General features: G+C 68.5%; 17 protein-coding genes and 8 pseudogenes. 18 read left to right on the top strand and 7 right to left on the bottom strand.

Features of this window, described 5'->3' with window-relative positions:
* The first annotated feature begins 217 nt into the window (after positions 1-217).
* The 5 genes and pseudogenes from FRZ33_RS05980 (at position 218) to FRZ33_RS05960 (ending at position 4,109) form a co-directional block, all read left to right on the top strand.
* A complete protein-coding gene (locus tag FRZ33_RS05980) occupies positions 218-1,222 on the top strand; it encodes a DUF1631 family protein (protein ID WP_146908384.1) in 1,005 nt (334 codons plus the stop codon).
* Positions 1,219-2,192, top strand: a pseudogene (locus FRZ33_RS16830) (DUF1631 family protein). Before FRZ33_RS05980 ends, FRZ33_RS16830 begins: the two are co-directional and overlap by 4 nt.
* Entirely contained in the window at positions 2,165-2,515 is a 351-nt protein-coding gene (locus FRZ33_RS16820; RefSeq protein ID WP_322619037.1) for a DUF1631 family protein, read from the top strand. Before FRZ33_RS16830 ends, FRZ33_RS16820 begins: the two are co-directional and overlap by 28 nt.
* Before the next feature lie 177 nt (positions 2,516-2,692).
* The gene (locus FRZ33_RS05965; RefSeq protein ID WP_146908380.1) at positions 2,693-3,040 is read left to right on the top strand and encodes a PilZ domain-containing protein; all 348 of its coding nucleotides are present in this window, start codon (positions 2,693-2,695) and stop codon (positions 3,038-3,040) included.
* A 43-nt stretch (positions 3,041-3,083) separates the two neighbouring features.
* Positions 3,084-4,109 (top strand): FAD:protein FMN transferase, encoded by a 1,026-nt coding sequence (locus tag FRZ33_RS05960; RefSeq protein WP_158637110.1) that lies wholly within the window; start codon positions 3,084-3,086, stop codon positions 4,107-4,109.
* Here FRZ33_RS05960 and FRZ33_RS05955 read toward each other — a convergent pair.
* Positions 4,106-6,730, bottom strand: coding sequence for a bifunctional diguanylate cyclase/phosphodiesterase (locus FRZ33_RS05955; RefSeq protein WP_158637109.1), 2,625 nt, complete (start codon positions 6,728-6,730; stop codon positions 4,106-4,108). The two genes, FRZ33_RS05960 and FRZ33_RS05955, sit on opposite strands and share 4 nt — an antisense overlap.
* Positions 6,731-6,851: 121 nt before the next feature.
* Between FRZ33_RS05955 and pepQ the strand changes: the two genes are divergently transcribed.
* On the top strand, positions 6,852-8,171 hold the full coding sequence (gene pepQ, locus FRZ33_RS05950; protein ID WP_227978159.1) for a Xaa-Pro dipeptidase: 1,320 nt from the start codon (positions 6,852-6,854) through the stop codon (positions 8,169-8,171).
* 406 nt (positions 8,172-8,577) lie between these two features.
* Positions 8,578-11,397 (top strand): annotated as a pseudogene (locus FRZ33_RS05945) (valine--tRNA ligase).
* A 4-nt stretch (positions 11,398-11,401) separates the two neighbouring features.
* On the opposite strand, the pseudogene rimI reads toward FRZ33_RS05945, so the two are convergent.
* The 3 genes and pseudogenes from rimI to pssA all read right to left on the bottom strand — a co-directional run bounded on the left by rimI (position 11,402) and on the right by pssA (position 12,955).
* Positions 11,402-11,906 (bottom strand): annotated as a pseudogene (gene rimI, locus FRZ33_RS05940) (ribosomal protein S18-alanine N-acetyltransferase).
* Between the two features lie 3 nt (positions 11,907-11,909).
* Positions 11,910-12,200, bottom strand: a complete 291-nt coding sequence (locus FRZ33_RS05935; protein WP_146908372.1) for a hypothetical protein — start codon at positions 12,198-12,200, stop codon at positions 11,910-11,912.
* A pseudogene (gene pssA, locus FRZ33_RS05930) lies at positions 12,197-12,955 on the bottom strand (CDP-diacylglycerol--serine O-phosphatidyltransferase). The gene FRZ33_RS05935 and the pseudogene pssA overlap by 4 nt, the downstream one beginning before the upstream one ends.
* A gap of 270 nt (positions 12,956-13,225) precedes the next feature.
* Between pssA and FRZ33_RS05925 the strand changes: the two are divergent.
* The 4 genes and pseudogenes from FRZ33_RS05925 to FRZ33_RS05910 all read left to right on the top strand — a co-directional run bounded on the left by FRZ33_RS05925 (position 13,226) and on the right by FRZ33_RS05910 (position 16,034).
* Positions 13,226-13,444 carry a hypothetical protein gene (locus tag FRZ33_RS05925; RefSeq protein ID WP_146908370.1) on the top strand — a complete coding sequence of 73 codons (219 nt, stop codon included), beginning with the start codon at positions 13,226-13,228 and terminating at the stop codon, positions 13,442-13,444.
* 120 nt (positions 13,445-13,564) lie between these two features.
* Positions 13,565-15,264, top strand: a pseudogene (locus FRZ33_RS05920) (proline--tRNA ligase).
* A gap of 134 nt (positions 15,265-15,398) precedes the next feature.
* Entirely contained in the window at positions 15,399-15,764 is a 366-nt protein-coding gene (locus FRZ33_RS05915; protein ID WP_227978157.1) for an H-NS histone family protein, read from the top strand.
* A gap of 33 nt (positions 15,765-15,797) precedes the next feature.
* Positions 15,798-16,034, top strand: a complete 237-nt coding sequence (locus FRZ33_RS05910; protein ID WP_146908368.1) for a galactosyldiacylglycerol synthase — start codon at positions 15,798-15,800, stop codon at positions 16,032-16,034.
* Here FRZ33_RS05910 and FRZ33_RS05905 read toward each other — a convergent pair.
* Positions 16,031-17,290, bottom strand: coding sequence for a threonine/serine exporter family protein (locus tag FRZ33_RS05905; protein ID WP_146908365.1), 1,260 nt, complete (start codon positions 17,288-17,290; stop codon positions 16,031-16,033). The two genes, FRZ33_RS05910 and FRZ33_RS05905, sit on opposite strands and share 4 nt — an antisense overlap.
* A 105-nt stretch (positions 17,291-17,395) precedes the next feature.
* Between FRZ33_RS05905 and FRZ33_RS05900 the strand changes: the two genes are divergently transcribed.
* The 5 genes and pseudogenes from FRZ33_RS05900 (at position 17,396) to FRZ33_RS05880 (ending at position 21,766) form a co-directional block, all read left to right on the top strand.
* Positions 17,396-18,280: a DMT family transporter gene (locus FRZ33_RS05900; protein ID WP_146908363.1), complete on the top strand. Its 885-nt coding sequence runs from the start codon at positions 17,396-17,398 to the stop codon at positions 18,278-18,280.
* 15 nt (positions 18,281-18,295) lie between these two features.
* Positions 18,296-19,405: an MlaE family ABC transporter permease gene (locus FRZ33_RS05895; RefSeq protein WP_146908360.1), complete on the top strand. Its 1,110-nt coding sequence runs from the start codon at positions 18,296-18,298 to the stop codon at positions 19,403-19,405.
* Positions 19,399-20,201 (top strand): annotated as a pseudogene (locus FRZ33_RS05890) (ABC transporter ATP-binding protein). The gene FRZ33_RS05895 and the pseudogene FRZ33_RS05890 overlap by 7 nt, the downstream one beginning before the upstream one ends.
* A gap of 2 nt (positions 20,202-20,203) precedes the next feature.
* A pseudogene (locus FRZ33_RS05885) lies at positions 20,204-21,128 on the top strand (MlaD family protein).
* Positions 21,125-21,766: an ABC-type transport auxiliary lipoprotein family protein gene (locus FRZ33_RS05880; RefSeq protein ID WP_146908358.1), complete on the top strand. Its 642-nt coding sequence runs from the start codon at positions 21,125-21,127 to the stop codon at positions 21,764-21,766. Before FRZ33_RS05885 ends, FRZ33_RS05880 begins: the two are co-directional and overlap by 4 nt.
* Here FRZ33_RS05880 and FRZ33_RS05875 read toward each other — a convergent pair.
* Both FRZ33_RS05875 and FRZ33_RS05870 read right to left on the bottom strand, forming a co-directional pair.
* Positions 21,732-22,325 (bottom strand): alpha-ketoglutarate-dependent dioxygenase AlkB family protein, encoded by a 594-nt coding sequence (locus tag FRZ33_RS05875; RefSeq protein WP_146908355.1) that lies wholly within the window; start codon positions 22,323-22,325, stop codon positions 21,732-21,734. The genes FRZ33_RS05880 and FRZ33_RS05875 overlap by 35 nt on opposite strands.
* Positions 22,326-22,479: 154 nt before the next feature.
* Complete coding sequence (locus FRZ33_RS05870; protein WP_227978155.1) at positions 22,480-23,826, bottom strand: amidase; 1,347 nt, start codon at positions 23,824-23,826, stop codon at positions 22,480-22,482.
* Positions 23,827-23,928: 102 nt separating this feature from the next.
* Between FRZ33_RS05870 and FRZ33_RS05865 the strand changes: the two are divergent.
* Both FRZ33_RS05865 and FRZ33_RS05860 read left to right on the top strand, forming a co-directional pair.
* Positions 23,929-25,537: pseudogene (locus FRZ33_RS05865) on the top strand (electron transfer flavoprotein-ubiquinone oxidoreductase).
* A gap of 23 nt (positions 25,538-25,560) precedes the next feature.
* The gene (locus tag FRZ33_RS05860) at positions 25,561-26,418 is read left to right on the top strand and encodes an ATP-grasp domain-containing protein (protein WP_146908353.1); all 858 of its coding nucleotides are present in this window, start codon (positions 25,561-25,563) and stop codon (positions 26,416-26,418) included.
* Positions 26,419-26,521 lie beyond the last annotated feature (103 nt).

Raw genomic sequence — 26,521 nt, 5'->3', positions numbered from 1 at the left:
CCGACCGGGACTACGCGCTGGCCTACGGTTACAACACCCCCGGGCGCAGCGGTGTGGTCAGTCTGGTCTGGAACGGCAAAGACTGATATCCCGGGCCAGGTCCGCTCCGACGGACCTGGCCTGCTCCCGGCCCTATGCGGAGGGCCGGTGCTGTGCCTAGAATCGGGCTGGGGAATCACACGGAGCCGCCGCATGTCCGCATCGGCCACACCTCCGCATGCGTCAGCGCCCACGCTGGCGTCGCGGCCATTGCCGGAACGGGTTCGCGCGCTGCTGGGGGCATACTCAGTACGCGTCCGATGAAATCGAACGCACGCTCGTGGCGGTGCTCAACGAATACGAACAGCAGCTGTTCAAGTACGCCGAGCAGGCGCGCAGCAATCTGGTGCAGACCCGCTGGCTGGAGGCGCAGCGCCTGGTCAAACGCACCCGCCCCGACCTGGTGCCGCGTTTCCTGATCGCGCTCGAGGCGGAGCTGGCCATCATCAAGGACCCGCCCGGCGCCCGGGTCGTGATCGGCGGGCCCCGCGTATCGCTGGGTGAAATGAAGCTGGTCGAAAACCTCGATCTCGACGAAGCCACCGTGCTTGCCGAAATCGCCGGCCGCGCCGAAGTCCGCAACAGCCTGCCCCTGTACCTGCTGGGCCAGCGTTTCGGCGTGCTTGCCGGCAAGCCCGCCTTCGACTCGGAAAACCTGCCCATCGGCCCCCAGGCCCTGTGCCGGATGATCCGCCAGGCCTCCGAATGCCTCGAACTGGGCGGCGAACACCGCCAGTTGCTGTTCCGCACCTTCGAACGGCACCTGATGCCGCTCTACGGCGGCTTCATCGAATCGGTGAACACCTACCTTTCGCGCAATGGCGTCCTGCCCAACCTGCACTACGTGCCGGTGCGTGCCCGGCCGGCCAGCGCGCCGGTCGCCGAGCGCAGCAAGGCAAAGCCTGGCGCAGGCGCCGAGGGTGGTGACCCCGCCCAATCCGACGGCGGCGGCCGTGGCCAGGCCGGCGAAAACGTCGGCCGGCGCACGGATGGCGGATCAGCGGGCGGTGGCGGTTACGGCGGTGGCGGCTACGCCGATGGCGGCACGTCGCCGGGCGACGGGGCCGGCGGCAGGACCGCCGGAGGCACGCGTTCCGGCAGCCCGGGCAGTCCGGCCGGTGCTGCTGGCAGCGGCACGCCAGGCGGTTACAGCGTCAGCCCCGGGGAGGTGCACCCGGCATGACCGCGCAGCAGGAATCCGCCTCCGAGGACGCCTTCCTGCAGATGCGGCACCTGCTCGCCGGCCGGCGCCAGCTGCTGGGCAAACTGGTCGGCGGCAAGCAGGCCAGCGCCGAGTCCGGCCACCAGGTCAGCACCGACCAGGTCCAGAACGTGCTTGGCGCGCTCCAGCAGAAGGCCAGCACCACGGTGATGGTGAACGGCAAGCCGGCGCCACGCACCATCACCCACCTCAAGCAGGACCTGCTGGCCCAACTGCGCCAGAACACCCCCGACAACAAGACACCGGCGCTGGCAGAAGAGGACGGCGACGCCATCGACCTGGTCGGCATGCTGTTCGACCACATCATGAAGGACGTGCGGCCCAACAGTCCCGCGTCCACGCTGCTGGCCAAACTGCAGGTCCCGTTGCTGCGCGTGGCGCTGCAGGACAAGTCCTTCTTCTCCCGCCAGCAGCACCCGGCGCGGCAGATGCTCAACACCATCGCCGAAACCGGCGCCTACTGGCTGAGCGAAGACGACGCCGACCAGCAGCTGGTCGGCAAGATGCAGTCGGTGGTGGATCGCACGGTCAAGGATTTCGACGGCGACCTCGGCCTGTTCAACAACCTGCTGGAAGACCTCAGCGGCCACCTGCAGACCGTCAGCCGCAAGGCCGAGGTGGCCGAGAAGCGCCACGTGGAAGCCGCCCGCGGCAAGGAAAACTGGCGCTGGCGCGCGAACGCGCCTCGTCCGTGGTCGAGGGCCTGCTGAAGAAGCAGAACCTGCCGCGTTTCACCCATACCCTGCTGAGCCAGGCCTGGACCGACGTGATGGCGCTCACCTCGCTGCGCCAGGGCGAGGATTCGGATGCCTGGAAGCAGCACCTGGAGATCGCCGAACGCCTGATCAGCGTGGCCAAGGCCGCGCCAGGCAGTTCCCGGTCAGTGCCGAAGAGGCCAATGGCCTGCGCCAGGACATCCAGGGCTCGCTGACCCAGGTCGGCTACCACGCCGAGGAAGCCTCGGCGATCGCCCAACGCCTGGTCGATCCGCAGGCCGGTGCCGACGACGACTCGTCCGCCAGCCGCACCGAGCTGACCATGCGCCTGAAGGCCCGCGCCCGCCTCGGCGAGGAACTGCAGCAGACCAAGAAGGCCAAAAAGGCCGTACTCACGCCCGAGGAGCAGATGCGCCTGGACCAGATCCGCCACCTGCCCTTCGGCACCTGGTTCGAGTTCGCGCTCAACCAGCAGGGCGAGAAGGTGCGCCGCCGCCTGTCCTGGTTTCCACCGTCACCGGCCACGTGCTGTTCGTGAACCACCGCGGCCAGAAGGTCGGCGAACACACGCTCGAAGGCCTGGCCAAGGCCATGGTCCAGGCCAGGTGACCGTGGTCGAGGAGGAGAAAGGCACCCTGATCGACCGCGCCTGGAACACGGTGATGAACGCCCTGCGTTCCTTCGCCGGCCAGGCCCCCGCCGAGGCGCCCAGCCGATGAGTACCGACTACCGCCGCGCCAAACGCCGCAAGGTCGGCAACATCGATGTGGTGGACACGATGACCGGACAGGTCATCGGCAAGCTCAGCAACCTCTCCGAAACCGGCATGCTGCTGATACTCGGCCAGCCGCTGATCAGCGACAGCCTTTTCCAGCTGCGCTTCGCACTTCCCGATGAAGCGGGCAACGGGCGCACGGTCGAAGTCGGCGCGCACGAGCTGTGGTCGGACGACGCCGCGGCCCCGGGCCAGGTCTGGACCGGCTTCCGTTTCATCGATGTCGCGCCGCAGGACGTGGCCTTCATCCGAGAGTGGGTGGATGCCCCCGGCAGCCAGTACGTCTGAGCGGCCCGTCCGCGCCGCGCCATCGCTGCCGGTACTGCTCGCGATGCTGCTGGCCGCGGGCTGCACGCGCGGCCCCGAATCGCGCTTCGAGACCCTGCACGTGTTCGGCACCACCACCGAGATCGAACTGCGCGGCGCCGAGCCCGCGCAGGCGCAGGCCGCACTGGCGGAAATCTCGGCCCAGCTCAACCAGCGCCATCACGAATGGCATGCCTGGGAGCCGTCGGACCTGACCCGCATCAACGCCGCCTTCGCCGCGGGCGAATCCGCCCCGGCGCCCGCCTCGGTGATCGACCTGGTCGAGCGCGCCAAACCGCTGTCGGAGGCCAGCGACGGCCTGTTCGACCCGGCCATCGGCGGCCTGATCGACCACTGGGGATTCCACACCTCGACGTTCCCGGTGCAGACGCCGCAGCCGCGTGCGGAAGAACTGGCGGCGTGGCGCAGGCATCGTCCGCGCATCGGCGATGTCGGCGTGGCCGATGGACGCCTGTCGAGCCGCAATCCGAACGTGCAGCTGGATTTCGGCGCCCTGGCCGAGGGCGTGGCCGCCGAACTGATGCTCGCCACCCTGCGCCGGCACGGCGTGACCCAGGCCCTGGTCAGCCTGGGTGGCGACGTGGTGGCGCTGGGCGATGGCGGTGGACGGCCCTGGCAGGTGGGCATCCGCGATCCCTTCGGCGGTGTGCTGGGCGGCGTGGCGCTGGGTGATGGCGAAGCCCTGTTCAGCACCGGCAACTACAACAAGTTCCGTGCCTCGGCGTCGGGCGCGCGATATCCGCACATCCTGGACCCGCGCACCGGCTATCCGGCGCGGGGCGCGGCGGCGGTGGTGGTGCTGCATCCCGACCCGGCGCGGGCCGATGCCGCCGCCACCGCGCTGTTCGTGGCGGGCCCGTCGGGTTTTGAACACATCGCCAGGCGCATGGGCCTGGGCTGCGCGCTGATGGTCACCGATGAAAACGAGATGCTGGTGACCGTGGCGATGAAAGCGCGGCTGGAGCTGCTGCGCGATCCGGTGCCGCTGGGCGAACCGCTGGACCTGGGGCCGGGCTGCGCCGGGCCCTAGGTTTTGTGCTCCCGGAAGCAGAGCGTCGCTTCCGGCTTGTGGATCGCGAAACCCTGCGCATAGTCCACGCTCAGTCCGCGCAACAGGTCCCGGGCGCGGTCGTCGGCCACCCATTCCGCCACCACCTGCAGGCCCAGCTGGTGGCCGATGTCGGTGACCGCACGCACGATCGAATAACTCACCGGGTCGGTCTCGATGTTGCGGATGAAGCTTCCGTCGATCTTGATGAAGTCCACCGGCAGGTTCTTCAGGTAACCGAACGAGGCCATGCCCGACCCGAAGTCGTCGAGCGAGAACTTGCAGCCGGCACTGCGCAGCTTCTGCATGAACTCGACCGCGCGCGCCATGCTGCTCACCGCCGCCGTCTCGGTGATCTCGAAGCAGATGCGCTGCGGCGACACCCCGTAGTCCTCCAGCCGCTGCAGCACGAAGTCGGCGAAGCTGTCGTCCTCGAAGGTCGGGCCCGACAGGTTGATCGCGCACAGCTTCACCGGCTTCCCCGAGGGGTGCAGTTTGGTGAAGTTCGCCAGTGCGGTATCCACCACCCAGCGGTCGAGCTGGGGCATCAGGCCGAACCGCTCGGCGGCCGGGATGAAGGCGCCTGGTGGCACCATGCCGCCGTTTTCGTCGCGCAGGCGGATCAGCAGCTCCATGTGCACGCCCTCGGCCTGCTCGCCGTACCACAGCGGCGCCAGCTCCTGGTAATGCAGCACGAAGCGGCCCTCGGTGATCGCCTCGCGGATGCGCCCGGCCCACTCCATCTCCGAACGCCGCTGCGCGGTTTCCGAATCGTCCTCCGAGAACAGGTGCACGCGGTTGCGGCCGCGTTCCTTGGCCATGTAGCAGGCGGTGTCGGCATGCGCCAGCAGTGTGCGCTGGCTCAGGCCCGCGCCATGCAGCACCACCACGCCGATGCTGGTGCTCACCGTGTAGTTGCGCTGTTCCCAGCCGAACACATAACCGTCGATTTCCAAGCGCACGCGCTCGGCCAGCGCCGTCGCCTTGGCCTCTTCCATATGTTCGACCAGGATCGCGAATTCGTCGCCGCCCAGGCGCGCCACCACCGCATCCGGCGGCAGGATTCCCGGGAACAGTGCCGCCAGCTGCGCCAACAGCTGGTCGCCGGCGAAATGACCAGAGGTATCGTTCACCAGCTTGAACTGGTCCAGGTCCATGTACAGCAGCGCACCTGGCGGGCCGCCGGCATCGAGCGCGGTGATGGCGGCATCCAGGCGGCGCTCGAACTCGCGGCGGTTGTAGAGGCCGGTGAGCGAATCGTGCGTGGCCTGGTAGCTCAGCTCCTCGCTCAGCACCCGCAGCTCGGTGATGTCGTTGGCCACGGCCAGCAGGTGCGGGACGTCTCCCAGCACGATGTGCGACACCGCCAGTGTGGCCCAGAAGGACGCCTGGCCCGGCGCGTGCAGGCGCACCGGTTCATTGAAGATCGCGCCGGGCTGCTCGGCCATGCCGGTGATGCGCTCGCGCAGGACACTGTCCTCGACCAGGTCGGCCAGTCGCACCTCGCGGGTGTCATCGCCGATGCCGAAGCGGTCGCGGCAGGCCTGGTTGGCGTACACCAGCTGGCCGTCACCGGCCCGCGCCAACAGCACCAGGGCCGGCAGAAGCTCGTTCAATGCGCGGAAGCGCTCTTCGCTTTCGCGGTATTGCGAGGCCAGGCTGCCGGCCAGCGACAAGGCACGCGCACGGGTGCCGGCGACCGACCAGGCCAGGGTGGCCAACAGCAGGCTGGCCAGGGCGCCGATGCCGAAGGTCAGGGCCGGCAGCCACAGCGCCTCGCCTTCGAGGGAGCCGGCGCGTGCTTCCAGGCTCCAGGTGCGGCCGCCATAGGAAAGCTCGCGCACGTAGGACCTCGCGTCCTTTACCAGGCCGCCCGCCTCGGGTGCCGAAGCGTCTTCGACGTACAGCACCTTGTCCCCGCCATCGGTGATGTCACGCACGGTCACCTCGAAGCGGTCCAGCGCCTCCACCGGCAACGCGTCCTCGATCAGCCGGCTGACCCGGAACGACGCCGCCAGCGAACCGATCTCGCGCGCGCGCCGCTCGGCCAGGTCGCGCGGTTGCGGACCCTTGGCGAACACCGGCAGGCGGATGGTGATGCCGTCGTTGGGGCCCGGCATGCCGGTGCTCTGCACCAGCTGGAAAGGAGCCGACATCACCGGCCGGTCCGAGTCGCGCGAGAACCGTGCCGCCGCCAGGTTCGGCGCCTGGGTGGAGATGTCGAGCCCGATCAGGCGTGAGTTTCCGGAAACCGGCGCCACCAGCACGGTAAGGTAGTGCTCGCGACCGTCGGGCTGGGCGTCCAGCGCCGGCCGGTCGGTGCGCTGGGCATAGGCGATCGCCTGCAGGCTGGGGAACAACTCGCCCGGACGCAGGTTGTCGTAGAGGGATTCGAATTCGGCCGACGTGACCTCGTCCGAGGACAGGAACAGGGCCTGCACCGAACGCACCAGCAGGCCGCAGGTCTGCAGCTCACCTTCCACCGCGTCGAAGCTGCGTTCGGCCAGGCGTTCGAGCCGGGTGTCTTCGGCCTTTTCCAGCGCCTGGCGATGCAGCGCCGCCGCCAGCAGGCTCAGGCCCAGGCCCACCACCAGGGCAGCCACGCTCCACAGCCAGACCGGCTGTCCCAGGAAACCGCCGTCTTTGCGCCGCGTCTCCAGTGTCCGCTCCAGCGTGCCGGGCCCGATTGCGGCAAAATCCGGACTTGCCCTCCGGACTCCCGCCATGACCCCCTCAGATAACGTCACTCTATATCGTGCGCACCTGTCGACAATCAAGGCGCGCATCGACCAGGCATTGGAAAAGGGTGGTTTCGATCACCTCCTTAGTGGCCTCGGGCATCGAGAAATTCGAATTCCTCGACGACCGCCCCTACCCCTTCAAGCCCAACGCCCAGTTCAAGGCCTGGCTGCCGCTTACCCGGCATCCCCATTGCTGGATAGCCTATACCCCGGCCGCAAGCCCGTGCTGGTGTATTACCAGCCGGACGACTATTGGCACGTGCCGCCGAGTGCGCCCGAGGGCGTGTGGGTGGACGAATTCGACATCCGCGTCATCAGCGATCCGGCGGAAGCAGTGAAACACCTGCCCACGGGCGGCAAAACGGCCATCCTGGGCGAAACCGACGCCGCCCTGCCCGGCTTCCTGCCGAACAACCCGAAGGTGGTGCTGGATTACCTGCACTTCCACCGCGCCTTCAAGACCGCCTACGAACTCGACCGCATGCGCGCCGCCCAGCGCCGCGCCGTGCCCGGCCACCTCGCCGCGCGTGCCGCCTTCCAGGCCGGCGCCCCGGAAATGCAGGTGCACGCGGCCTACCTCGCCGCCACCGGCCACACCGACTTCGACCTGCCCTACACCAACATCGTCTGCCTGAACCAGCACGCCGCGGTCCTGCACTACCAGTACAAGGACGTCGCCGCGCCGCCGCAGCACCGCACGCTGCTGATCGACGCCGGCGCCGAAGTGGACGGTTACGCCTCCGACATCACGCGCACCTGGGATAACGGCGACAGCGATTTTGCCACCCTGGTCAGCGCGGTGGACGACGAACAGCAGGCCCTGTGCGACAAGGTCCGCGCCGGCACCGACTACCGCGACCTGCATCTGGAATGCCACCTGCGCCTGGGCAACGTGCTGCGCACGCTCGGCATCGTCGACATGGAACCGGGCGAGATGCTGTCCTCCGGCGTCACCTCGACCTTCTTCCCGCACGGCCTGGGCCACCCGATCGGCCTGCAGGTGCACGACGTCGCCGGTTTCAGCGACGAGGACGGCAACCTGATCCCGCGTCCGAATGGCCATCCGTACTTGCGCATGACCCGCACGCTCGCGCCCGGCATGGTGGTGACGATCGAACCCGGCATCTACTTCATCCCGACCCTGCTTTCGAAGCTGAAGGCGACGCCGCAGGCCAAGGCCGTGAACTGGGCGCAGGTCGAGAAACTGCTTCCCTACGGCGGCGTCCGAATCGAAGACGAAGTGCACTGCACCGACGCCGCCCCCGAAAACCTCACCCGCGACGCCTTCGCCGCGCTGAGCTGACCTCTCCTTGGCCCGCTTGGGCCAAGAAGATCCCTTGCTCGTGGACGGTTGATCCGGCGTGCGCCGTTGGGACAAGCGCGTGCCCCAGAAGGCACGAAAGCTCGGGAGCTCGGGAGCTCGCAGGCTGCGAGCTTTCCCGAATTCGACAACCCGGCCCGGATGGTCCGCAGGTCGTCGTGCGTGAGGTCGCTTTCGGGGCTTCGAAAACATGGACGTTTTCGAAGAGCCCCCATGGATGGGTTCACGGCGTCCCCGGAAAGCGACCTCACGTACGGCGGCCTATCACCACGAACGATCCCGGCTAAAGAACCCCAGCAGGCACGCAAAAACCTGATTTGGTAGGATTTGCGGCCCTCCCAGCCCCCCGCCAGCCCGACCCGCAGTCGGGCGCAACCCATTGAGCCCCATGGAAAAGAGCTTCGAACCCCAGACCTTCGAAACCAAGTGGTACGCCCATTGGGAGGCGAGCGGCTGCTTCAAGCCCTCGGGCAAGGGCCAGCCCTACACCATCATGCTGCCCCCGCCGAACGTCACCGGCGCACCCTGCACATGGGCCATGCGTTCCAGCACACCCTGATGGATGCCCTGGTGCGCTACCACCGCATGAAGGGCTACGACACCCTCTGGCAGGTCGGCACCGACCACGCCGGCATCGCCACCGAGATGGTCGTCTCGCGCAACCTCGCCATCGCCGGCCAGGGCGAGACCCGCGACTCGCTCGGCCGCGAAAGGTTCATCGAAAAAGTCTGGACCTGGAAGCAGGAATCCGGCGACACCATCACCCGCCAGATGCGCCGCATGGGCGCCTCGGGTGACTGGAGCCGCGAACGCTTCACCATGGACGACGGCCTGAGCCAGGCCGTGGTCGAAACCTTCGTGCGCCTGCACGAAGAAGGCCTGATCTACCGCGGCCAGCGCCTGGTCAACTGGGACCCGGTGCTGAAGACCGCGATCTCCGACCTGGAAGTGGTCAGCGAAGAGGAAGACGGCAAGCTGTGGTCGATCCGCTACCCGCTGGCCAACGGCGCGACCTACGAACATGTCGAACACGACGCCGACGGCAATGAAATCCTGCGCGAGACCCGCGACTACCTCGTCGTCGCCACCACGCGCCCGGAAACCATGCTGGGCGACACCGCCGCGATGGTGCATCCGGAAGACGCCCGCTACGCGGCGTTGATCGGCAAGTCCGTGCGCCTGCCGCTGTCCGAGCGCGAAATTCCGATCATCGCCGACGACTACGTCGATCGCGCCTTCGGCACCGGCGTGGTGAAGGTGACCCCGGCGCACGACTTCAACGACTACGCGGTCGGCCAGCGCCACGGCCTGCCGATGATCAACATCCTGACGCCCGACGCGGCGATCAACGGCAATGCGCCGGAGAAGTACCGCGGCCTGGACCGTTACGCGGCGCGCAAGGTCGTGCTGGCCGACCTCGAGGCCGCCGGCCTGCTGGTCGAGGAGAAGAAGCACAAGCTGCAGGTGCCACGCGGCGACCGCACCGGCCAGGTGATCGAGCCCTACCTCACCGACCAGTGGTTCGTGCGCATGGAAAAACTGGCGGCGCGCGGGCTGGAACTGGTCGAGAACGGTTCCGTGCGTTTCGTGCCCGAGAACTGGATCAACACCTACCGGCACTGGATGGGAACATCCAGGACTGGTGCATCAGCCGGCAGCTGTGGTGGGGGCACCGGATTCCCGCCTGGTATGACGCCAGCGGCAAGATCTATGTGGGCCGCAGTGAAGAGGAAGTGCGCAAGGCGAACAGCCTTGATGCCGGGACTTCCCTGACGCGCGACAGTGACGTCCTTGAAACGTGGTTCTCGTCAGCTCTTTGGTCCCACAGCACCCTCGGCTGGCCCGACGCCGGCGACATGGCGAAGTACGACTTCGCCAAGCGCTTGCCGACCTCGGTGCTGGTGACCGGATTCGACATCATCTTCTTCTGGGTTGCCCGGATGATCATGATGACCGACCACTTCACCGGCAAAGTGCCGTTCAAGGACGTCCATATCACCGGCCTGGTGCGCGACAAGGACGGGCAGAAGATGTCCAAGTCCAAGGGCAACGTGCTCGATCCGATCGACCTGATCGACGGCATCAGCGCTGACGCCCTGGTCGCCAAGCGCACCGCCGGCCTGATGAAGCCGACCGACGCGCCAAAGATCGAGAAGGCCACGCGCAAGGAATTCCCCGAAGGCATTCCGCCTTTGGCGCCGACGCGCTGCGCTTCACCTTCGCCTCGCTGGCCACCCACGGCCGCGACATCAAGTTCGACCTGCAGCGCTGCGAGGGTTACAAGAATTTCTGCAACAAGCTGTGGAACGCTGCGCGCTTCGCGCTGATGAACTGCGAGGGCTTCACCGCCTCGGGCGTGCCGCAGCCGAAGACCGACGCCGAACGCTGGATCCTCGACCGCCTGCAGCACACCCTGCGCGAAGTCGAAGCCGGTTACGCCGACTACCGTTTCGACCTGGCCTCGCAGGCGCTGTACGAGTTCGCCTGGAACGAGTTCTGCGACTGGTTCCTGGAACTGGCGAAGCCGGCGCTGACGGGTGATGACAAGGCCACGGCCGACAGCACCCGCCACACGCTGCTCTACGTGCTCGAGAACCTGCTGCGCGCACTGCACCCGCTGATCCCCTTCGTCACCGAGGAGATCTGGCACGCGGTGGCGCCGCAGCTCGGCACCGCCGGCGACAGCATCAGCACCCAGCCTTATCCGGAAGCCGACGCCACGCTGGAGAATCCGGCGGCGGCCGCCGACATCGAATGGCTGAAGGGCGTAGTCACACAGCTGCGCTCCATCCGCAGCCAGATGAGCATCTCGCCCGCCAAAGCCGTGCCGCTGCTGTTGCAGGGCGGCGACGCCAGCGACCGCGATCGCCTGCAGCGTTACGACGCGGCGCTGAAGTTCCTGGCGCGCCTGGAGTCGATCGAGCGATTCGAGGGCGAAGCCCCGGCCTCGGCCGCCGCCGTGCTCGGCAGCCTGAAGCTGCTGATTCCGCTGGCCGGCCTGATCGACCTCGACGCCGAGAAGTCGCGCCTGGACAAGGAACTCAAGCGCATTGCCGGCGAGATCGGCAAATGCCAGGGCAAGCTGTCGAGCGAAACCTTCGTGCAGAACGCGCCGGCCGCGGTGGTGGAGCAGGAGCGGGCGCGGCTGGCGGACTGGACCGCGCAGCATGCGGCGCTGCAGGCGCAGCGGGACAAACTCGGCGCCTGAAACCTCAGCGCGGCGGCGGCCAGCCGTTGCCGTCGCGTTCGGGCGGCAACAACTCGATCGCCATCACGATCGCATCCTCCCGCCCCTTCTCGGCGGGATAGTAGTTCGGCCGGTGGCCGATCTCGTTGAAGCCTTCCTCGCGGTAGAGCTGGATCGCACGCGGATTCGACGGCCGCACTTCCAGGAAAACCTGCAGCGCCTGGTGCCAGCGCGCCAGGTCCAGCATGCGCCGCAGCAGCCGGCGGCCGTGGCCGCGCCCCTTAGTATTCCGGCGCGATGCATATGTTGAGGATGTGCGCCTCGCCGGCGGCGGCGCTCAGCACGCCGTAGCCCAGCAGTTTGACCCCGCCCTCCAGCACCCAACACTGGTGCCCGGCGCGCAGGCAGTCGCGGAAGATGCCCGGTGTCCACGGGAAGGGATAGGCGCGTTTTTCGATTTCCGAAACAGCCTCGACGTCGGCCTGGCGCATCGGCCGCAACTGCGTGGCGTCGGCAGGCCGGGCGTTCATGCCTCAGCGGCGGCGAAGCGCCCGCAGCACCGGCCAGAGCCGGCGCTTGGCGGCCGCATCCGAACGCAGGCTTTCGAGCGGCGGCAAGGCCAGGCCCGACAGGTCGCGCCCGCCGGCGGCGCGCTGCAGGGCCTGCATCAGGCGGTCACCCACCGCCTTGTCGGTTCGATCCGGGCCCGCTTCGGCCACGTCGCCCGGATTGGCCGCGGGCGCAGCGGGCGTCGCACCCGCCGGGCGATAAAGCGTGTAGCCCATCGCCGCGAGCATGCCCTGCTGTTGCAGGTTCCAGCTCATGCGGCGGGCTTGCGGCGCAGCTTGGTCCAGGCCCAGTACGCCGGCCCGGACAGTGCGTAGATCAGCGCGATTGCCAGCAGGCCCTTGGCCTGGGCGATGAACAGCGCCGCGATCACCATCACGATCAGGGCCAGCACGAAAACGGCACGCGCTCGCCCTTCGGAAACCCCTTGAAGCTGAAGTACTTGATCCGGCTGACCATCAGCAGGCCGGCCGCCACCGTCACGCACAGCGCCAGCCAGCGCAGGCCCTGGCCGCTGTAACCGAAGGTGTTCATGGCCCACACGAAAGACACCACCAGGGCCGCCGCCGCCGGGCTGGCCAGACCGATGAACCAGCGCTTGTCGGTGGAGCCGGCCTGGGTGTTGAAACGTGCCAGCCGCAGGGCCGCGCAGGCGGCGTAAAGGAAGGCCGCCGCCCAGCCCACCTTGGCCAGCACCGGGCCGTCGGCGCGGAAGCCCACCAGGCCCAGTGGTACATCACCAGCGAAGGCGCCATGCCGAAACTGACCAGGTCGGCCAGCGAGTCGTACTGCACGCCGAAGTCGCTGGTGGTGCCGGTCATTCGCGCCACCCGCCCGTCCACGCCGTCGAACAGGCCGGCGACGAACACGGCGATGCAGGCGTTCTCGAAGTTGCCGCTGGCCGCGGCCAGGATCGCGTAGAACCCGGCGAACAGCCCCCGGTGGTCAGCAGGTTGGGCAGCAGGTAGATGCCGCGGCTGCGGGCCGGGCCGGTATCGTCGTTGGGTTCCATGCGCGCAGTGTAGCGAGTCCCCGGAGCCGCCCATAGCCCGCGCCTTGCGGCCGGGGATGGTGGTGGTATCACGGGCGCACCGATCGCCCGGAGCATCCCGATGAACCGCCCGACCCTGCTTCTCGCCCTGTCCGCCCTGATGATCCCGGCCTTCGCGCTCGCCGACGAAACCACCGTCTACAAGACCAAGGACGCCCAGGCAATACCGTCTACTCGCAGATCGAAACCTCCGGCGCCCAGAGCAAGCGCGTCGACGGCACCGACCCGGACGTGCCCGTCGAGACCACCGAAAAGCCGAAAACCGAAGCCGAGATCGCCTGCGACCGTGCCCAGGTGAACCTGACCCTGCTCGACTCCGGCAAGACCCTGCAGCGCGACAAGGACGGCGACGGCACGCCCGAGGACCTCACGCCCGAGGAAATCACCAGCGAGAAGGACCTGGCCCAGCGCCAGGTCACCGCCTACTGCACGCCCGTCCCGGAAGCCTGATCCCGGGCTGCCTCCGGCCGGGGCCCAGGCCGCCGGCCGGATGCGCACCCTCCGCCCGGCCACGGCCAGGCGGACCTGCCGCTACAATGGCCGACCATTTTCCGCGGTCCGGTCCCTTCGATGCGCCTTTCCCAGTTCCACCTCAACACCAGCAAGGAAACCCCCGCCGACGCCGAGGTGGTCAGCCACCAGCTGATGCTGCGCGCCGGCATGATCCGCAAACTGGCCGCCGGCCTGTACACATGGAGCCCGCTGGGCCTGCGCGTGCTGCGCAAGGTGGAAGGCATCGTGCGCGAGGAAATGAACCGCGCCGGCGCCATCGAGATGCTGATGCCCTCGATCCAGCCGCGCGAGTTGTGGGAAGAAACCGGCCGCTGGCAGAAGTTCGGCGGCCAGCTGCTCAAGATCAAGGACCGCAAGGACGGCGAGTTCTGCTACGGCCCGACCCACGAGGAAGTGGTCACCGACTTCGCCCGCAACGAACTGCGCAGCTACAAGCAGCTGCCGGTGAACTTCTATCAGATCCAGACCAAGTTCCGCGACGAGATCCGCCCGCGTTTCGGCGTGATGCGCGCGCGCGAGTTCCTGATGAAGGACGCGTATTCGTTCCACCTGGGCGCCGAAAGCCTGGGTGAGACCTACCGGGCGATGTACGACGCCTATTCGCGCATCTTCACCCGCCTGGGCCTGATGTTCCGCGCGGTGAACGCCGACACCGGCGCCATCGGCGGCAGCGCCTCGCACGAATTCCACGTGCTGGCCGATTCGGGCGAGGATGCGATCGCTTTCTCGGACGGCAGCGACTATGCGGCCAACGTCGAGATGGCCGAAGCCGTGTCGCCCGGCCCGCGCGCCGCCGCGGCGGAACCGATGCGCGACGTCGAGACGCCCTGGCAGCGCACCTGCGAGGAAGTCGCCAAGCTCATGGGCATCGGCCTCGAACGCACCGTCAAGTCGGTGGCGATCATGGCCGAACCCGGTTTCGTGCTGGCCCTGTGCGTGGCGACCACATGGTCAACGAGATCAAGCTGGCCAAGCTGCCCGGCCTGGCCGACTACCGACTGGCGACCGAGGCCGAGATCGCCGAACACCTCGGCAGCGAGCCCGGTTTCCTGGGCCCGGTGAAACCGGCCAGGGCCATCACCGTCATCGCCGACCGCAGCGTCGCCGCGATGGCCGACTTCGTGGTTGGCGCCAACCGCAAGGGTTACCACCTGGCCGGCGTGAACTGGGGCCGCGACCTGCCGGAGCCGGCGCTGGTCGCCGACATCCGCAATGCGGTCGAGGGCGATCCTTCCCCCGACGGCAAGGGCGTGCTGAAGATCGCGCGCGGCATCGAAGTGGGCCACGTGTTCCAGCTGGGCCAGAAGTACGCCGAAGCGCTCAAGGCCACCGTGCTCGACGCCGAGGGCAAGGCCCAGGTGATGCACATGGGCTGCTACGGCATCGGCGTCTCGCGCATCGTCGCCGCCGCCATCGAACAGAACTTCGACGCCAACGGCATCTGCTGGCCGGCGCCGATGGCGCCGTGGCAGGTGGCCGTGTGCATCATCAACCCGAAGAACGACCCGGCCGTGGTCGAAGCCGCCGACGCGCTGTACGCCGAACTGCAGCAGGCCGGTCTGGAAGTGGTGATCGACGACCGCGGTCTGCGCCCGGGCGTGATGTTCGGCGACATCGAACTGATCGGCATCCCGCACCGCGTCGTGGTCTCGGGCCGCGGCCTGGAATCGGGCACCTTCGAGTACCGCGCCCGCCGCGCCGCCGACAGCGAGAACCTGGACAAGGCCACGCTTATGGCCCGCCTGGGCATCGGCTGACACGCCCCGGCGCCACCGTCCGACCCCACGAAGCCCGGCCCACGCCGGGCTTCGTTTTGTCGGCGCCCGCCGATGCGGCTAACATCGGCCGCAGCCGGCTGTCGCCGATCCCCACCGGAACCGAGGACGACCCCATGACGATCAATCTCGACGGCCTTTCGGCCAAGGAACTCCAGGCCCTGATCGCCAAGGCCAACCAGCGCAGGAAGACCCTGTCCAAGCGCAAGCCGATCGCGGCCGTGCGCAAGAAGCTGGTGTCGCTGGCGCGCGCCGAGGGTTACAGCGTGGACGAGTTGTTCGGCACCGGCCGCATGGTGCGCGAGAAGGCCGGCGTGGCCGCGAAGAAGTCGCCGGCGAAGAAGTCCTCGCAGAAGGGTGTCAAGGTCGCGCCCAAATACCGCCATCCGGGCGATGCGTCCAAGACCTGGGCCGGCCGCGGCATGCCCCCAAGTGGCTGTCGGCCGAACTCGCCAGGGGAAAGAAGCTCGAGGATTTCCTGATCCGCCCGTAAGCCCACGCACCGGAGCCGGCCCATGATCACGATCAGCTCGAAAGACAGCGGCAGCCTCATCGGCACCATTACCGAAGCCGAACTGAAGCTGCTGATGGACCAGTTCGAGGAAGAAAGCTCGACCGACCGCGACTACTACATCGACGAGCAGACCGTGCAGATGCTCGAGGAAAACGGCGCCACGCCAGCCCTGGCCGCGCTTCTGCGCAAGGCCATCGGCGGCAGCGACGGTGTCGACATCGTCTGGGCCCGCGGCTAGATATTCCGGCGCGACGGCACCAGCAGGTTGCCGAACAGCAGTCCGGCCACCAGCGCGATCAGGGCCGACAGCAGCACCAGGGCCGTGTTCAGGCCCAGGTTCATGTCGCCTTCCATCACCGAGTTCAAGGTGCGGAAACCGACGCTGCCGGGCACCAGCAGGATGATGCCCGGCACCCGGATCAGCGCGCCCGGCCGGTTGGCCCAACGACCATAGGCATTGCTGGCCGCGGCGATGGCCAGGCCGCCGAAGAAGGTGCCGCCGGCGAATCCCACCGAGCTCAGTTCGATCAGCGCGCCCATGCCGCGGGTCACGCCGTAGCCGAACACGACCGCGACCATCACCAGCAGGTAGTCGCGCCGCGCCGCCTGGAACAGGATCGCGAAGGCGAAGGCCGCCACCACCAGCGCGGCCAGTTCCGAATACAGCGACAGCGGCAGCACCTTGGCTTCCTGCGGCGACCAGCCCAGCAATGCGACGATCTGCATCGCCGCCACGGTGCCGAACGTCAGCTTCATCAGGATCACTACCGCCCCGGCGAAGCGTGCCGTGCCCGACACCAGCTGCTGGCTCGCCAGTTCGTTGATCGCATTGGTCAGCATCAGGCCCGGCATCAGCACGATCAGCGAGGCCACGATCACCGTCTGCAACGACAGCGGCACGATGAAGCTGGCCACGGCGGCGGCGGCCAGGGTCGCGACGAGCGCGACGAGCGCCTCCAGGGCTTCGCCCAGGCGCGGCCGGTCCGCCGCCAGCACCGACATCACGCCGATGACGATGCCGATCGTGCCGGCCGTCGCGATGTCGGGCCAGCCGGCACCGAGCAGGGCCGCCACGGCGGCACCCGACAGACCGAAGCTGAGCGCGGTATTCGCCTTCTCGCGGCGGCTCGGGGGCAAGTCCAGGGACTTCAGCGCGACCAGGCCCTCGGCGGGATCCTGGCGCCCGGCCAGCACTTCCTCGGCGATGTGGTCGGTGGCCGCGAGCCGGCCCAGGTTCTGTTCGCCCGGCGCCAGCCGCAGCACGCGGGTGATGCCGTTGTGCTGCCCGCGCACCGGGTCGGCGAAGCTCAGGATGATGCCGGTGGGATTGGACCAGACCTCGCAGTCCAGCCCGAGCCGGTGCGCGACGCCCTCGACCGCGCCTTCAAGCCGCTGTGCGGTGGTGCCGTAGGCGTGCAGGCGCGAAGCCAGTTCACAGACGAAGTTGGCCTGGGCTTCGTAACCGGACAGCGGGGCGGATTCGGGGGCGTTCATTGGAGGCAAGCATAAACCGGGTGCGGGGGAGCCGGTGCCTGGCAAAAGCGGGGACTGGCGGGCCGGTATGATGACGGACCCTTCTGCCCCTCGGACCTTCTTTACGTGAACCTGGGCCTCGGCGAACTGTTTTCCCTGCTGAGCGCCCTGGCCTGGGCGGTCGGCGTCATCCTGTATCGCCAGCTGGGCGCGAAACTGCCGCCGCTGCAGCTCAATTTCCTGAAGAACGGCCTGGTGCTGCTGATGCTGCTGCCGGCCATCCCGCTGCTGCACGGCTTGGCACTGCCCTCCTTCACCATCACGCAGATCGTGCTGGCGCTGGCCAGCGGCGCGATCGGCATCGGCATCGCCGACACCCTGTATTTCCGCGCGCTCAATGAACTGGGCGCCGGGCGCATGGGCGTGCTGGGAAATTTCTACAGCCCGTTCGTGATCGTGCTGGGTTACCTGTTCCTGGACGAGCGGCTGAGCACGATGCAGTTGTGCGGCTTCGTGCTGGTCAGCCTGGGAGTGTTCGTGGCGGCCTGGCCGAAATCCGTACCCGGCGGGCGGCCGCCGCATGTGTTCAAGGGACTGGCCCTGGCCCTGCTGTCGATCGGCCTGATGGCCATCGCCATCGTGATGGTGAAACGCGTACTGGAAGCACAACCGCTGCTCTGGGTCACCGGCGTGCGCATGGTCGGCGCGCTGGGCGGCATGGTGCTGGTCGCGGCCCTGGCCCGGCAGATGGCCCTGCTGCACCCGCCCACCGAGGCCATGCCCTGGCGCCGGCTTGTTCTGGCGGCGTTCGTGGGCCAGTTCCTGGCGATGATCCTGTGGCTGGCGGGTTACAAGTACACCCAGGCCTCGGTCGCGGCTATCCTCAACGAAACCGCCTCGGTGTTCATCCTCCTGCTGGCCGCGTTCTGGCTGAAGGAGCCGCTGACCCGGCGCGGCCTGGCCGGCGTGGCGCTGACGCTCACCGGCGTGGTGGCGATGATGATCCCCTAGGACTGCAACGGCACGATGAGCGAGCGGCCCAGCATCGAAAACAGCGAAAACCACCCGGGCATCCTGGTGGCGCGCGGCGACTGGACCCTGGCCCACGCCGACACGATGCTGGCCCTGGTCGAGCGGGCGCCGGAATCGGCCGCCGACATCGACGGCCGCGACATCACCCGGCTCGACTCCGCCGGTGCCCTGATGCTGTCGCGTTACGCGGTGAAGGTCGGCCTGGGCCTGGCCACCGTCGAGGTGCAGCCGCAGTACGAACCGCTGACGAAGACCGTGCAGGCGATCTGCGAGAACCGGCCGCGCATCCGCCGCAAGGATTACGGTTTCCGCGACATGCTGGCGCGCATGGGCTTCGCGGCCGAGGACGTGACCCGCGAGGTGCTGGCCCTGGTCGGTTTCCTGGGCCTGACGCTCAAGACCACGCTGGCGGTGATGCTCAAGCCTTCGCGCATCCGCGTCACGCCGACCGTGCACCACATGGAACAGGTCGGCCTGGACGCGGTGCCGCTGGTGATGCTGCTCAGCTTCATGGTCGGCGCCGTGATCGCCTTCCTCGGCGCCACCGTGCTGCGCGACTTCGGCGCCGAGATCTTCGTTGTCGAACTGGTGGGCATCGCCTTCCTGCGCGAATTCGCCGTGCTGCTGACCGCCATCCTGCTCGCCGGCCGTACGGCCAGCGCCTTCACCGCCCAGATCGGCGCCATGCAGACCGGCGAGGAGATCGACGCCATCCGCACCCTGGGCCTGGACCCGATCGAACTGCTGGTGCTGCCGCGCCTGTTCGCCCTGCTGATCATGCTGCCGCTGCTGACCTTCCTGGCCATGGTCTCGGGCATCGTCGGTGGCATGGCGGTGAGCATCGGCAGCCTGGACATGACCGCGGAAATGTTCATCACCCGCCTGCACGACACGATGTCGGTCCAGCACTTCTGGGTCGGCATCTCGAAGGCGCCGATCTTCGCCGTGGTGATCGCCCTGATCGGCTGCCTCGAAGGTTTCCAGACCCAGGGCACGGCGCAGTCGGTGGGTGAACGCACGACTTCGGCCGTGGTGCAGACGATCTCGCTGGTGATCCTGATCGACGCCTTCGCCGCACTGTTCTTCCTGGAGATGGACTGGTGAGCGCCGTTCCGGCCGCCGACGACACCCCGGCCATCCGCGTGCGCGGACTGCGCAACGCCTTCGGCGACCAGGTGGTGCACGAGGACCTGGACCTGGAGGTGCGCCGCGGCGAGATCATCGGCGTGGTCGGCGGCTCGGGCACGGGCAAGTCGGTGCTGATGCGCGCCATCCTGGGCCTGCGCGAACCGCAGGGCGGAAGCATCGAGGTGCTGGGCGTGGACGCGCTGTCGGAGAAGGCGCGCGAATCGAAGCTGATCGAACGCAACACCGGCGTGCTGTTCCAGGGCGGCGCGCTGTTCTCGTCGCTGACGGTGGCCGAGAACGTGTCGGTACCGCTGAAGGAACACTACCCGGACCTGCCGCTGGACATGGTGCACGACCTGGCCATGCTGAAGGTCCGCATGTCCGGCCTGGGCGCCGACGCCGGCGCCAAACTGCCTTCGCAGCTCTCGGGCGGCATGCGCAAGCGCGCCGGCATCGCCCGTGCGCTGGCGCTGGACCCCGACCTGCTGTTCCTGGACGAACCCACCGCCGGCCTGGACCCGATCGGCGCCGCCGCCTTCGACGACCTGATCCGCACGCTGCAGCGCGCGCTCGGCCTCACCGTCTTCCTCATCACCCACGACCTCGACACCCTGTACAGCATCTGCGACCGTGTCGCGGTGCTGGCCGACCGCCGCGTGCTGGTCGCCGCCCCCTGCCGGAGGTCGAGAAGTTCGACCATCCCTGGGTGCAGGAATATTTCCACGGCCCGCGCGGACGCGCCGCGCAGGCCGCCAAGGCCCAGGAGGCTTGAGCATGGAAACCCGCGCCAACCATGTGTTGATCGGCGCCTTCACCCTAGGCGTCTTCGTGCTCGCGGTGCTGTTCGCACTGTGGGCGGCCAAATACACCACCGAGAAGAGCTTCCATAATACGACGTGGTGTTCCATGGGAAGCCGTCACCGGGCTCAGCGTCGGCAGCCAGGTGCTCTACAGCGGCATCAGCGTCGGCGCCGTGCGCCGGCTGTCGCTGATGAAGGACGACCCGCGCAAGGTCGTGGCCCGCGTGCGCCTGTCGGCGGACACGCCGGTCAAGACCGACACCCGCGCCAAGCTCACCGTCACCGGCCTGACCGGCGTGACCATCATCCAGCTCACCGGCGGCAGCCCCGGCAGCCCGGCGCTGGAGCCGCGCGAAGGCCAGCGCGTGGCGCTGATCCCCAGCGAACCCTCGGCCCTGCAGAACATCGCCGCCACCGCCAGCGAGATCGTGGACCGCGTCAACAAGCTGCTCAGCGACGAGAACGTGGCCCGGGTCACCCGCACCCTGGACCAGCTCGACCAGATCACCGGCGCGATCTCGTCCGAGCGCGAGGAGATCGCCGGCCTGCTGCGCAATGCCCGCGCCGCCAGCGAGCAACTGAACAAGACCCTGGCCAGCGCCGACCGCACCATCAACAACCTCGACCAGGGACTGGTGCAGGAATTGCCCGGGCTGGTCGCCAAGCTCGAACGCACGCTCACCCAGCTCGAATCGGCCAGCAAGTCGGCCGACGGCATCCTCACCGACAACCGCGCGGCGCTTGCCGACTTCAGCCAGGACGGCCTGGCCCAGGTGGCGCCGACCATGCGCCAGCTGCGCAGCCTGATCCGCGACCTCAACGACCTGGTCGAACGCGTGGACAGCAATCCCGCCGGCGTACTGCTGGGCCGCGAACAACCCGAGGAGTTCGAACCATGAGCCGAGTTTTCCTGCTGGCTGCCGCGGCATCGCTGCTGCTGGGCGGCTGCGCCGCGATCGGCGGGCCCAAGACCGAAGTGAAGGTGTACGCACCGACCGCGTCCATCACGCCCGACCCGGCCTGGCCGGCGGCGGACTGGTCGCTGTCCATCGGCGTCACCGCCGCCAACCAGATGCTCGACTCGTCGCGCATTGCCGTGCGGCCGACGCCCAACCGGTTCCAGGCCTACAAGGGTGCGATGTGGACCGACAGCGTGCCCGAACTGCTGCAGACCACCCTGGTCGAGGGATTCGAGGATTCGGGCAAGATCACCGCGGTCGGCCGCTTCGGCGCCTATTCGCGCGGTGAATACGGGCTGGTGCTGGAAGTGCGCGCGTTCGAGACCGTCTACACCGGCGACCGGCCCGAAGCCGTGATCGAAGTGCAGGCGATGCTGGTGCGGCTGCGCGGCGGCGGGCGCTCGCCGGTCACGAAACGTTTCCGCCAGGTCGTGCCGGGCACGTCGCCGGACCTCGATTCGATGGTGCTCAGTTTCAGCCAGGCGCTCTCGAACATCAGCACCGAGATCGTCGGCTGGACCCTGGTCGAAGGCGACCGCCTGGTCAAGGCGCCGGCGGAAGAATCCGCCGGAACGTGAGGTTCAGGCGCGGCGGCACCGCGCGCAACGTGCGCGGCAGCGCGTGGCGCCAGTTCGCCTGGGTGTCGCCGGCCATCACCAGCAGGCTGCCGTGCGGCAGGTCGAGTGCGAATTTCTTCGACGCATCGTGCCGGTGCCGGAAAGCGAACCGGCGCGTGCCGCCCAGACTCAGCGACACGATGACCGGCCGCGGCCCGAGCTCGGGTTCGTCGTCGCTGTGCCAGCCCATGGCGTGGTTGCCGCTGCGGTAGAGGTTGGCCAGTACGCTGTTCATCGCCACGCCCGCGACGTCATCAATGCGCGCGCGCAGCGCCTGCAGCGCCGGCGGCCAGGGCCGTGGTTCAAAACGCGTGCGCGAATAGACGTAGCTGGTGCCCGGGTCGCCGATCCAGCAGCTCAGCCGCGGCGAATCCACCTCGCGCCCGAACATCCGGATACGGTGGGTCTCCCAGTGGATCTCGTCCATCAGCCGGTCGAACAGCACATCGGCTTCCGCGCGCGGCAGCCACTGCGGGTCGAAGCGCACATCGGCATCCGGAATGACGTAAGCCTTGGGCATCCTGATCAACCCCTCCCCCTGCTTGCAGCCCTACCCCTTCTCCTCCCCCTGCTTGCAGGGGAGGTTGGGAGGGGGTGGAACTCCGGAGCGTGATGGTTCGAGGCAAGGGCTCACCCCTCCCCAGCCCTCCCCCTGTAAACAGGGGAGGGAGCTCCTACTCGCCGGTATCGGCGACCGACGCCAGGATCTGGCCGAGTTCCAGCAGCCGCAGGTCGCTGCCCGGTGCACCCACCAGCTGCAGGCCAAGGCCGTTGGGCAGCGGCAGGCTCAACGCCGGGCAGCCGGCGAGCGAGGCCAGCGCGGTGAGGTCGGCCAGGTTCGCGGGTTCGTCGGCGCCGAAGGCCGGCGGCGGCGTGGCCACGGTCGGCAGCAGCAGCACGTCGAACTGTTCGAACAGGCGCCGCACCATGATCACGTGTTCGTCCAGGCGCTGGGCGGCGCGCGCGTAATCGGTGGCGGTCTTGCGCTGGGCGAAATCGAGCAGCCAGCGCAGGCGCGTCGAAGCGCCGTCGAGGCGGGGTTCGTGCGCGGCCAGGATCTCGGCTTCCATCAGCAGCAGCGCGGCGCGGCGGGTGGCCGCGACTTCCAGCGGCGCCACTTCCAGCGCCACCGGCAACGCACTGCCGAACACCGGCGCCACGCGCGCCATCACGGCACTGAAGTTCTCGACCACGGCCGCATCCACGCCCAGCGCCGACAGGTCGGCGACCACGCCGGCCTTGAGTTCGCCCGGCACCCAGTCCGGCGGCGCCAGCGGCACGCGGCGCTTGCGCGAGCGCGGGTCGCCGGCGTCGTAGCCGTTGAGCACCGGCAGCAGCAGCGCCGAGTCCTGCACGGTGCGGGTGATCAGGCCCGGGCAGTCGAGCCGGCGCAGGCCGATGGCCATGCCGCGGCAGCTGATCTCGCCGAAGGTCGGCTTGTGCGCGACCAGGCCGCAGAACGCAGCGGGAATGCGCGCCGCACCCAGCGTGTCCGAGCCCAGCGCGGCGACCGCATGGCCGGCGGCCACCGCGGCGGCCGCACCAGCCGAAGCACCCCCGGCGGCACGGTCCGGCAGCACCGGATTGCGCACGTCGCCGTGGTGCGGGTTGCGGCCGACGGTGCCGAAGGCCGCTTCGTCGATCGTGGTCTTGCCCAGGAACACGGCGCCGGCGCCGCGCAGGCGCCGCACCGCGTGCGCGTCGTGTTCGGCCAGGCCCGGATGGCCGGGCAGGCCCAGGCCGGTCGGCATGCCGGCCACGTCGAAGTTGTCGTTCACCGCGATCGGCACGCCGTCCAGGCGGCCCAGGGGCTTGCCCTCGGCGCGGCGTTCGTCGCTGGCGCGGGCCTGGGCCAGGGCACCGGCGGCATCCACCCAGGCCCAGGCATTCAGGTTGCCGTCGCGGGCGATCGCGGCCAGGCAGGCGCCTGTCAGCGCCTCGCTGCTGGTTTCGCCCTTGGCCAGGGCGTGCAACACGCGATAGAGCGGGGCCTGGCGCAGGGCGTCGGGGCTGGCGGTCATGCGTGGCATGTTCCGTGGCGGGGGTTTCACGGGAGTTTCCTTGATTGCCCGCCCGTGGGCAAACGCGGGACAATCCGGACATCAGCGTATGGAGCCAGCCAGATGAGCGAGCGTGACGTGATGGAATACGACGTGGTGGCCGTGGGCGCAGGCCCGGCGGGCCTGTCTTTCGCCATCCGGCTCAAACAGCTCAAGCCCGAGCTGTCGGTCTGCGTAATCGAGAAGTCCTCGACCATCGGCGCCCATATCCTGTCCGGCGCGGTCATCGAACCGGGCCCGCTCGACGCCCTGCTGCCGGGCTGGCGCGACAACCCGCCGCCGGTCTGCGTGCCGGCCACCGAGGACGAGTTCTGGTTCCTCACGAAGACCGGTGGAACGAAATTCCCGATCGTCCCGCCGCAGATGGACAACCACGGCAACTTCATCGTCAGCCTGGGCGCGATGTGCGCCTGGCTGGCGCCGCAGGCCGAGGCCCTGGGCGTTGAAATCTATCCGGGCTTCGCCGCCGCCGAGCTGCTGTACGACGAGGCCGGCGCGGTCGCCGGCGTGCGCATCGGCGACATGGGCGTGGCCAAGGACGGATCGCACAAGCCCGGTTACACCCAGGGCATCGACATCAAGGCCAAGGTCACCGTGCTGGCGGAAGGCGCGCGCGGGCACCTGACCAAGCAACTGGTGCGCAAGTTCGGCCTCGACGCCGAATCCGACCCACAGAATTATTCGATCGGCATCAAGGAACTCTGGCAGGTGCCGGAAGGCCGCGTGAAGCCGGGCAAGATCGTGCATTCCTGGGCTGGCCGGCCGATACGCACACCTACGGCGGCAGCTTCCTGTACCACCTGGACAAGAACCAGGTCGCGCTCGGCTACGTCTCGGGCCTGGACTACCGCGACCCGAACTACCAGCCCTACGAAGCCTTCCAGCAGTGGAAGAACCATCCGTCGGTGAAGGCGCTGCTTGAAGGCGGCACCCTCCTCAGCGCTGGTGCGCGCGCGATCGTCACCGGGGTTACCAGTCGCTGCCCAGGGTCGAGATGCCCGGCGCGCTGCTGATCGGCGACACCGCCGGCCTGCTCAACGTGCCCAAGATCAAGGGCACGCACCAGGCCATCCGCAGCGGCATGCTGGCGGCGGAACATCTGGCGGCGCAGGCCGAGGGCCTGAGCAGCACCGGATTCGACGCCAAACTGCGCGCCTCGCCGGCGATGGCCGAATTGAAGAAGGTCCGCAACATCAAACCCGGCTTCAAGAAGGGCATGTGGTTCGGCCTGGTGAATGCCGGATGGGAAACGGCCACCGCCGGTCTCTCGCCCTGGACCTGGCGCTGCAAGCCGGACTGGAACTCGCTGCAGAAGCTCGACGTCGCCGAAAAACCCAAACGCGACTACGTCGAACGTACGCTCGCCCCGCGTGACCGCCTGGCCGGCGTCTATTTCGCCGCCACCGAGCACGACGAGGACCAGCCGGTGCACCTGAAGGTGTCGAACACCGACATCTGCATCACGAAGTGCGCCGAGGAATACGGCAACCCCTGCCAGCGCTTCTGCCCGGCGGGCGTGTACGAGATCGTGGCCGATGGCGCCGGCAAGCGCCTGCAGATCAACGCCGCCAACTGCGTGCACTGCAAGACCTGCGACATCAAGGACCCGTACGAGATCATCACCTGGGTCACGCCCGAGGGCGGCGCCGGTCCCAACTACCAGAACCTGTAACGGCCGCCGCGCATCCTGCCCGCATGAAACTCGCGCTCGCCACCGCCATCGGTGCGTTTTCGCTGGACGAAGACCTGGCGCCGCTGCGCGAGGCCTGCGCCGAGGCCGGCATCGAGGCCCATGCGCTGGCCTGGGACGACCCGACGGTGGGCTGGGCGCGTTTCGACGCGGTGCTGCTGCGCTCGACCTGGGACTACACCGGCCGGCTGCCGGAATTCCTGGCCTGGTGCGAACGCACGGCCGCGGTCACGCGCCTGTGGAACCCGCCCGGGGTCGTGCGCTGGAACACCGACAAACGTTACCTGGGCGAACTGGCCCGGCAGGGCGTGCCGGTGATCGAGAGCCACTTCCTGGCACCGGGCGACGACCCGGCCACCCTGCCCGATCTCGAGGAGTTCGTGGTCAAGCCCACGGTCGGCGCCGGTTCGCGCGATGCGCAGCGATACGTGCGCGATGAACGCGCGGCGGCGATCGAACATGCCCGGCGCCTGCTCGACCAGGACCGGCACGTGCTGGTGCAGCCCTACCTGAAGGCGGTGGACGAACAGGGCGAAACCGCGCTGCTGTTCTTCGACGGCCAGTTCAGCCACGCCATCCGCAAGGGCCCGCTGCTCAAACATGGCCAGGGCCCGACCCGGGCGCTGTTCGCGGCCGAACACATCCAGTCACGCACGCCGTCGGCCGCCGAACACGAGGTCGCGGCGAAAGTGCTGGCTGCCCTGCCCTTCGACACCCTGCCCTACGCGCGCGTGGACCTGCTGCCCTCGGCCGATGGCCCGCAGCTGCTGGAACTGGAATTGACCGAACCGTCGGTCTTCCTGCCCTACGGCCCCGGCGCCGCCGACCGCTTCGTGGCGGCGCTCAAGCGCCGCCTCGGCTGAGTCCGGAGCGGGTAGCCCTCCCCCGCAGCCGCGAGGCATCGGCGGCACTGCGCAACGCCCGTCCATGCCGGGAAATGCCCCTCGGGCATATCCCCATGCCCCT

Origin of the sequence: Arenimonas daejeonensis (assembly GCF_007993735.1) — a bacterium.
GTDB lineage: Bacteria > Pseudomonadota > Gammaproteobacteria > Xanthomonadales > Xanthomonadaceae > Arenimonas > Arenimonas daejeonensis.
This window is presented reverse-complemented; position numbering and strand designations above follow the sequence as displayed.

Coding starts and splice junctions, on each gene's coding strand:
- FRZ33_RS05960 (WP_158637110.1), top strand. CDS start 3,084: ATGCTGCTGGCCGCGGGCTGCACGCGCGGCCCCGAATCGCGCTTCGAG.
- FRZ33_RS05875 (WP_146908355.1), bottom strand. CDS start 22,325: ATGCCCAAGGCTTACGTCATTCCGGATGCCGATGTGCGCTTCGACCCG.
- FRZ33_RS05910 (WP_146908368.1), top strand. CDS start 15,798: ATGATCACGATCAGCTCGAAAGACAGCGGCAGCCTCATCGGCACCATT.
- FRZ33_RS05980 (WP_146908384.1), top strand. CDS start 218: ATGCGTCAGCGCCCACGCTGGCGTCGCGGCCATTGCCGGAACGGGTTC.
- FRZ33_RS05905 (WP_146908365.1), bottom strand. CDS start 17,290: ATGAACGCCCCCGAATCCGCCCCGCTGTCCGGTTACGAAGCCCAGGCC.
- FRZ33_RS05895 (WP_146908360.1), top strand. CDS start 18,296: ATGAGCGAGCGGCCCAGCATCGAAAACAGCGAAAACCACCCGGGCATC.
- FRZ33_RS05965 (WP_146908380.1), top strand. CDS start 2,693: ATGAGTACCGACTACCGCCGCGCCAAACGCCGCAAGGTCGGCAACATC.
- FRZ33_RS05935 (WP_146908372.1), bottom strand. CDS start 12,200: ATGAGCTGGAACCTGCAACAGCAGGGCATGCTCGCGGCGATGGGCTAC.
- FRZ33_RS05915 (WP_227978157.1), top strand. CDS start 15,399: ATGACGATCAATCTCGACGGCCTTTCGGCCAAGGAACTCCAGGCCCTG.
- pepQ (WP_227978159.1), top strand. CDS start 6,852: ATGACCCCCTCAGATAACGTCACTCTATATCGTGCGCACCTGTCGACA.
- FRZ33_RS05860 (WP_146908353.1), top strand. CDS start 25,561: ATGAAACTCGCGCTCGCCACCGCCATCGGTGCGTTTTCGCTGGACGAA.
- FRZ33_RS05870 (WP_227978155.1), bottom strand. CDS start 23,826: ATGACCGCCAGCCCCGACGCCCTGCGCCAGGCCCCGCTCTATCGCGTG.
- FRZ33_RS05880 (WP_146908358.1), top strand. CDS start 21,125: ATGAGCCGAGTTTTCCTGCTGGCTGCCGCGGCATCGCTGCTGCTGGGC.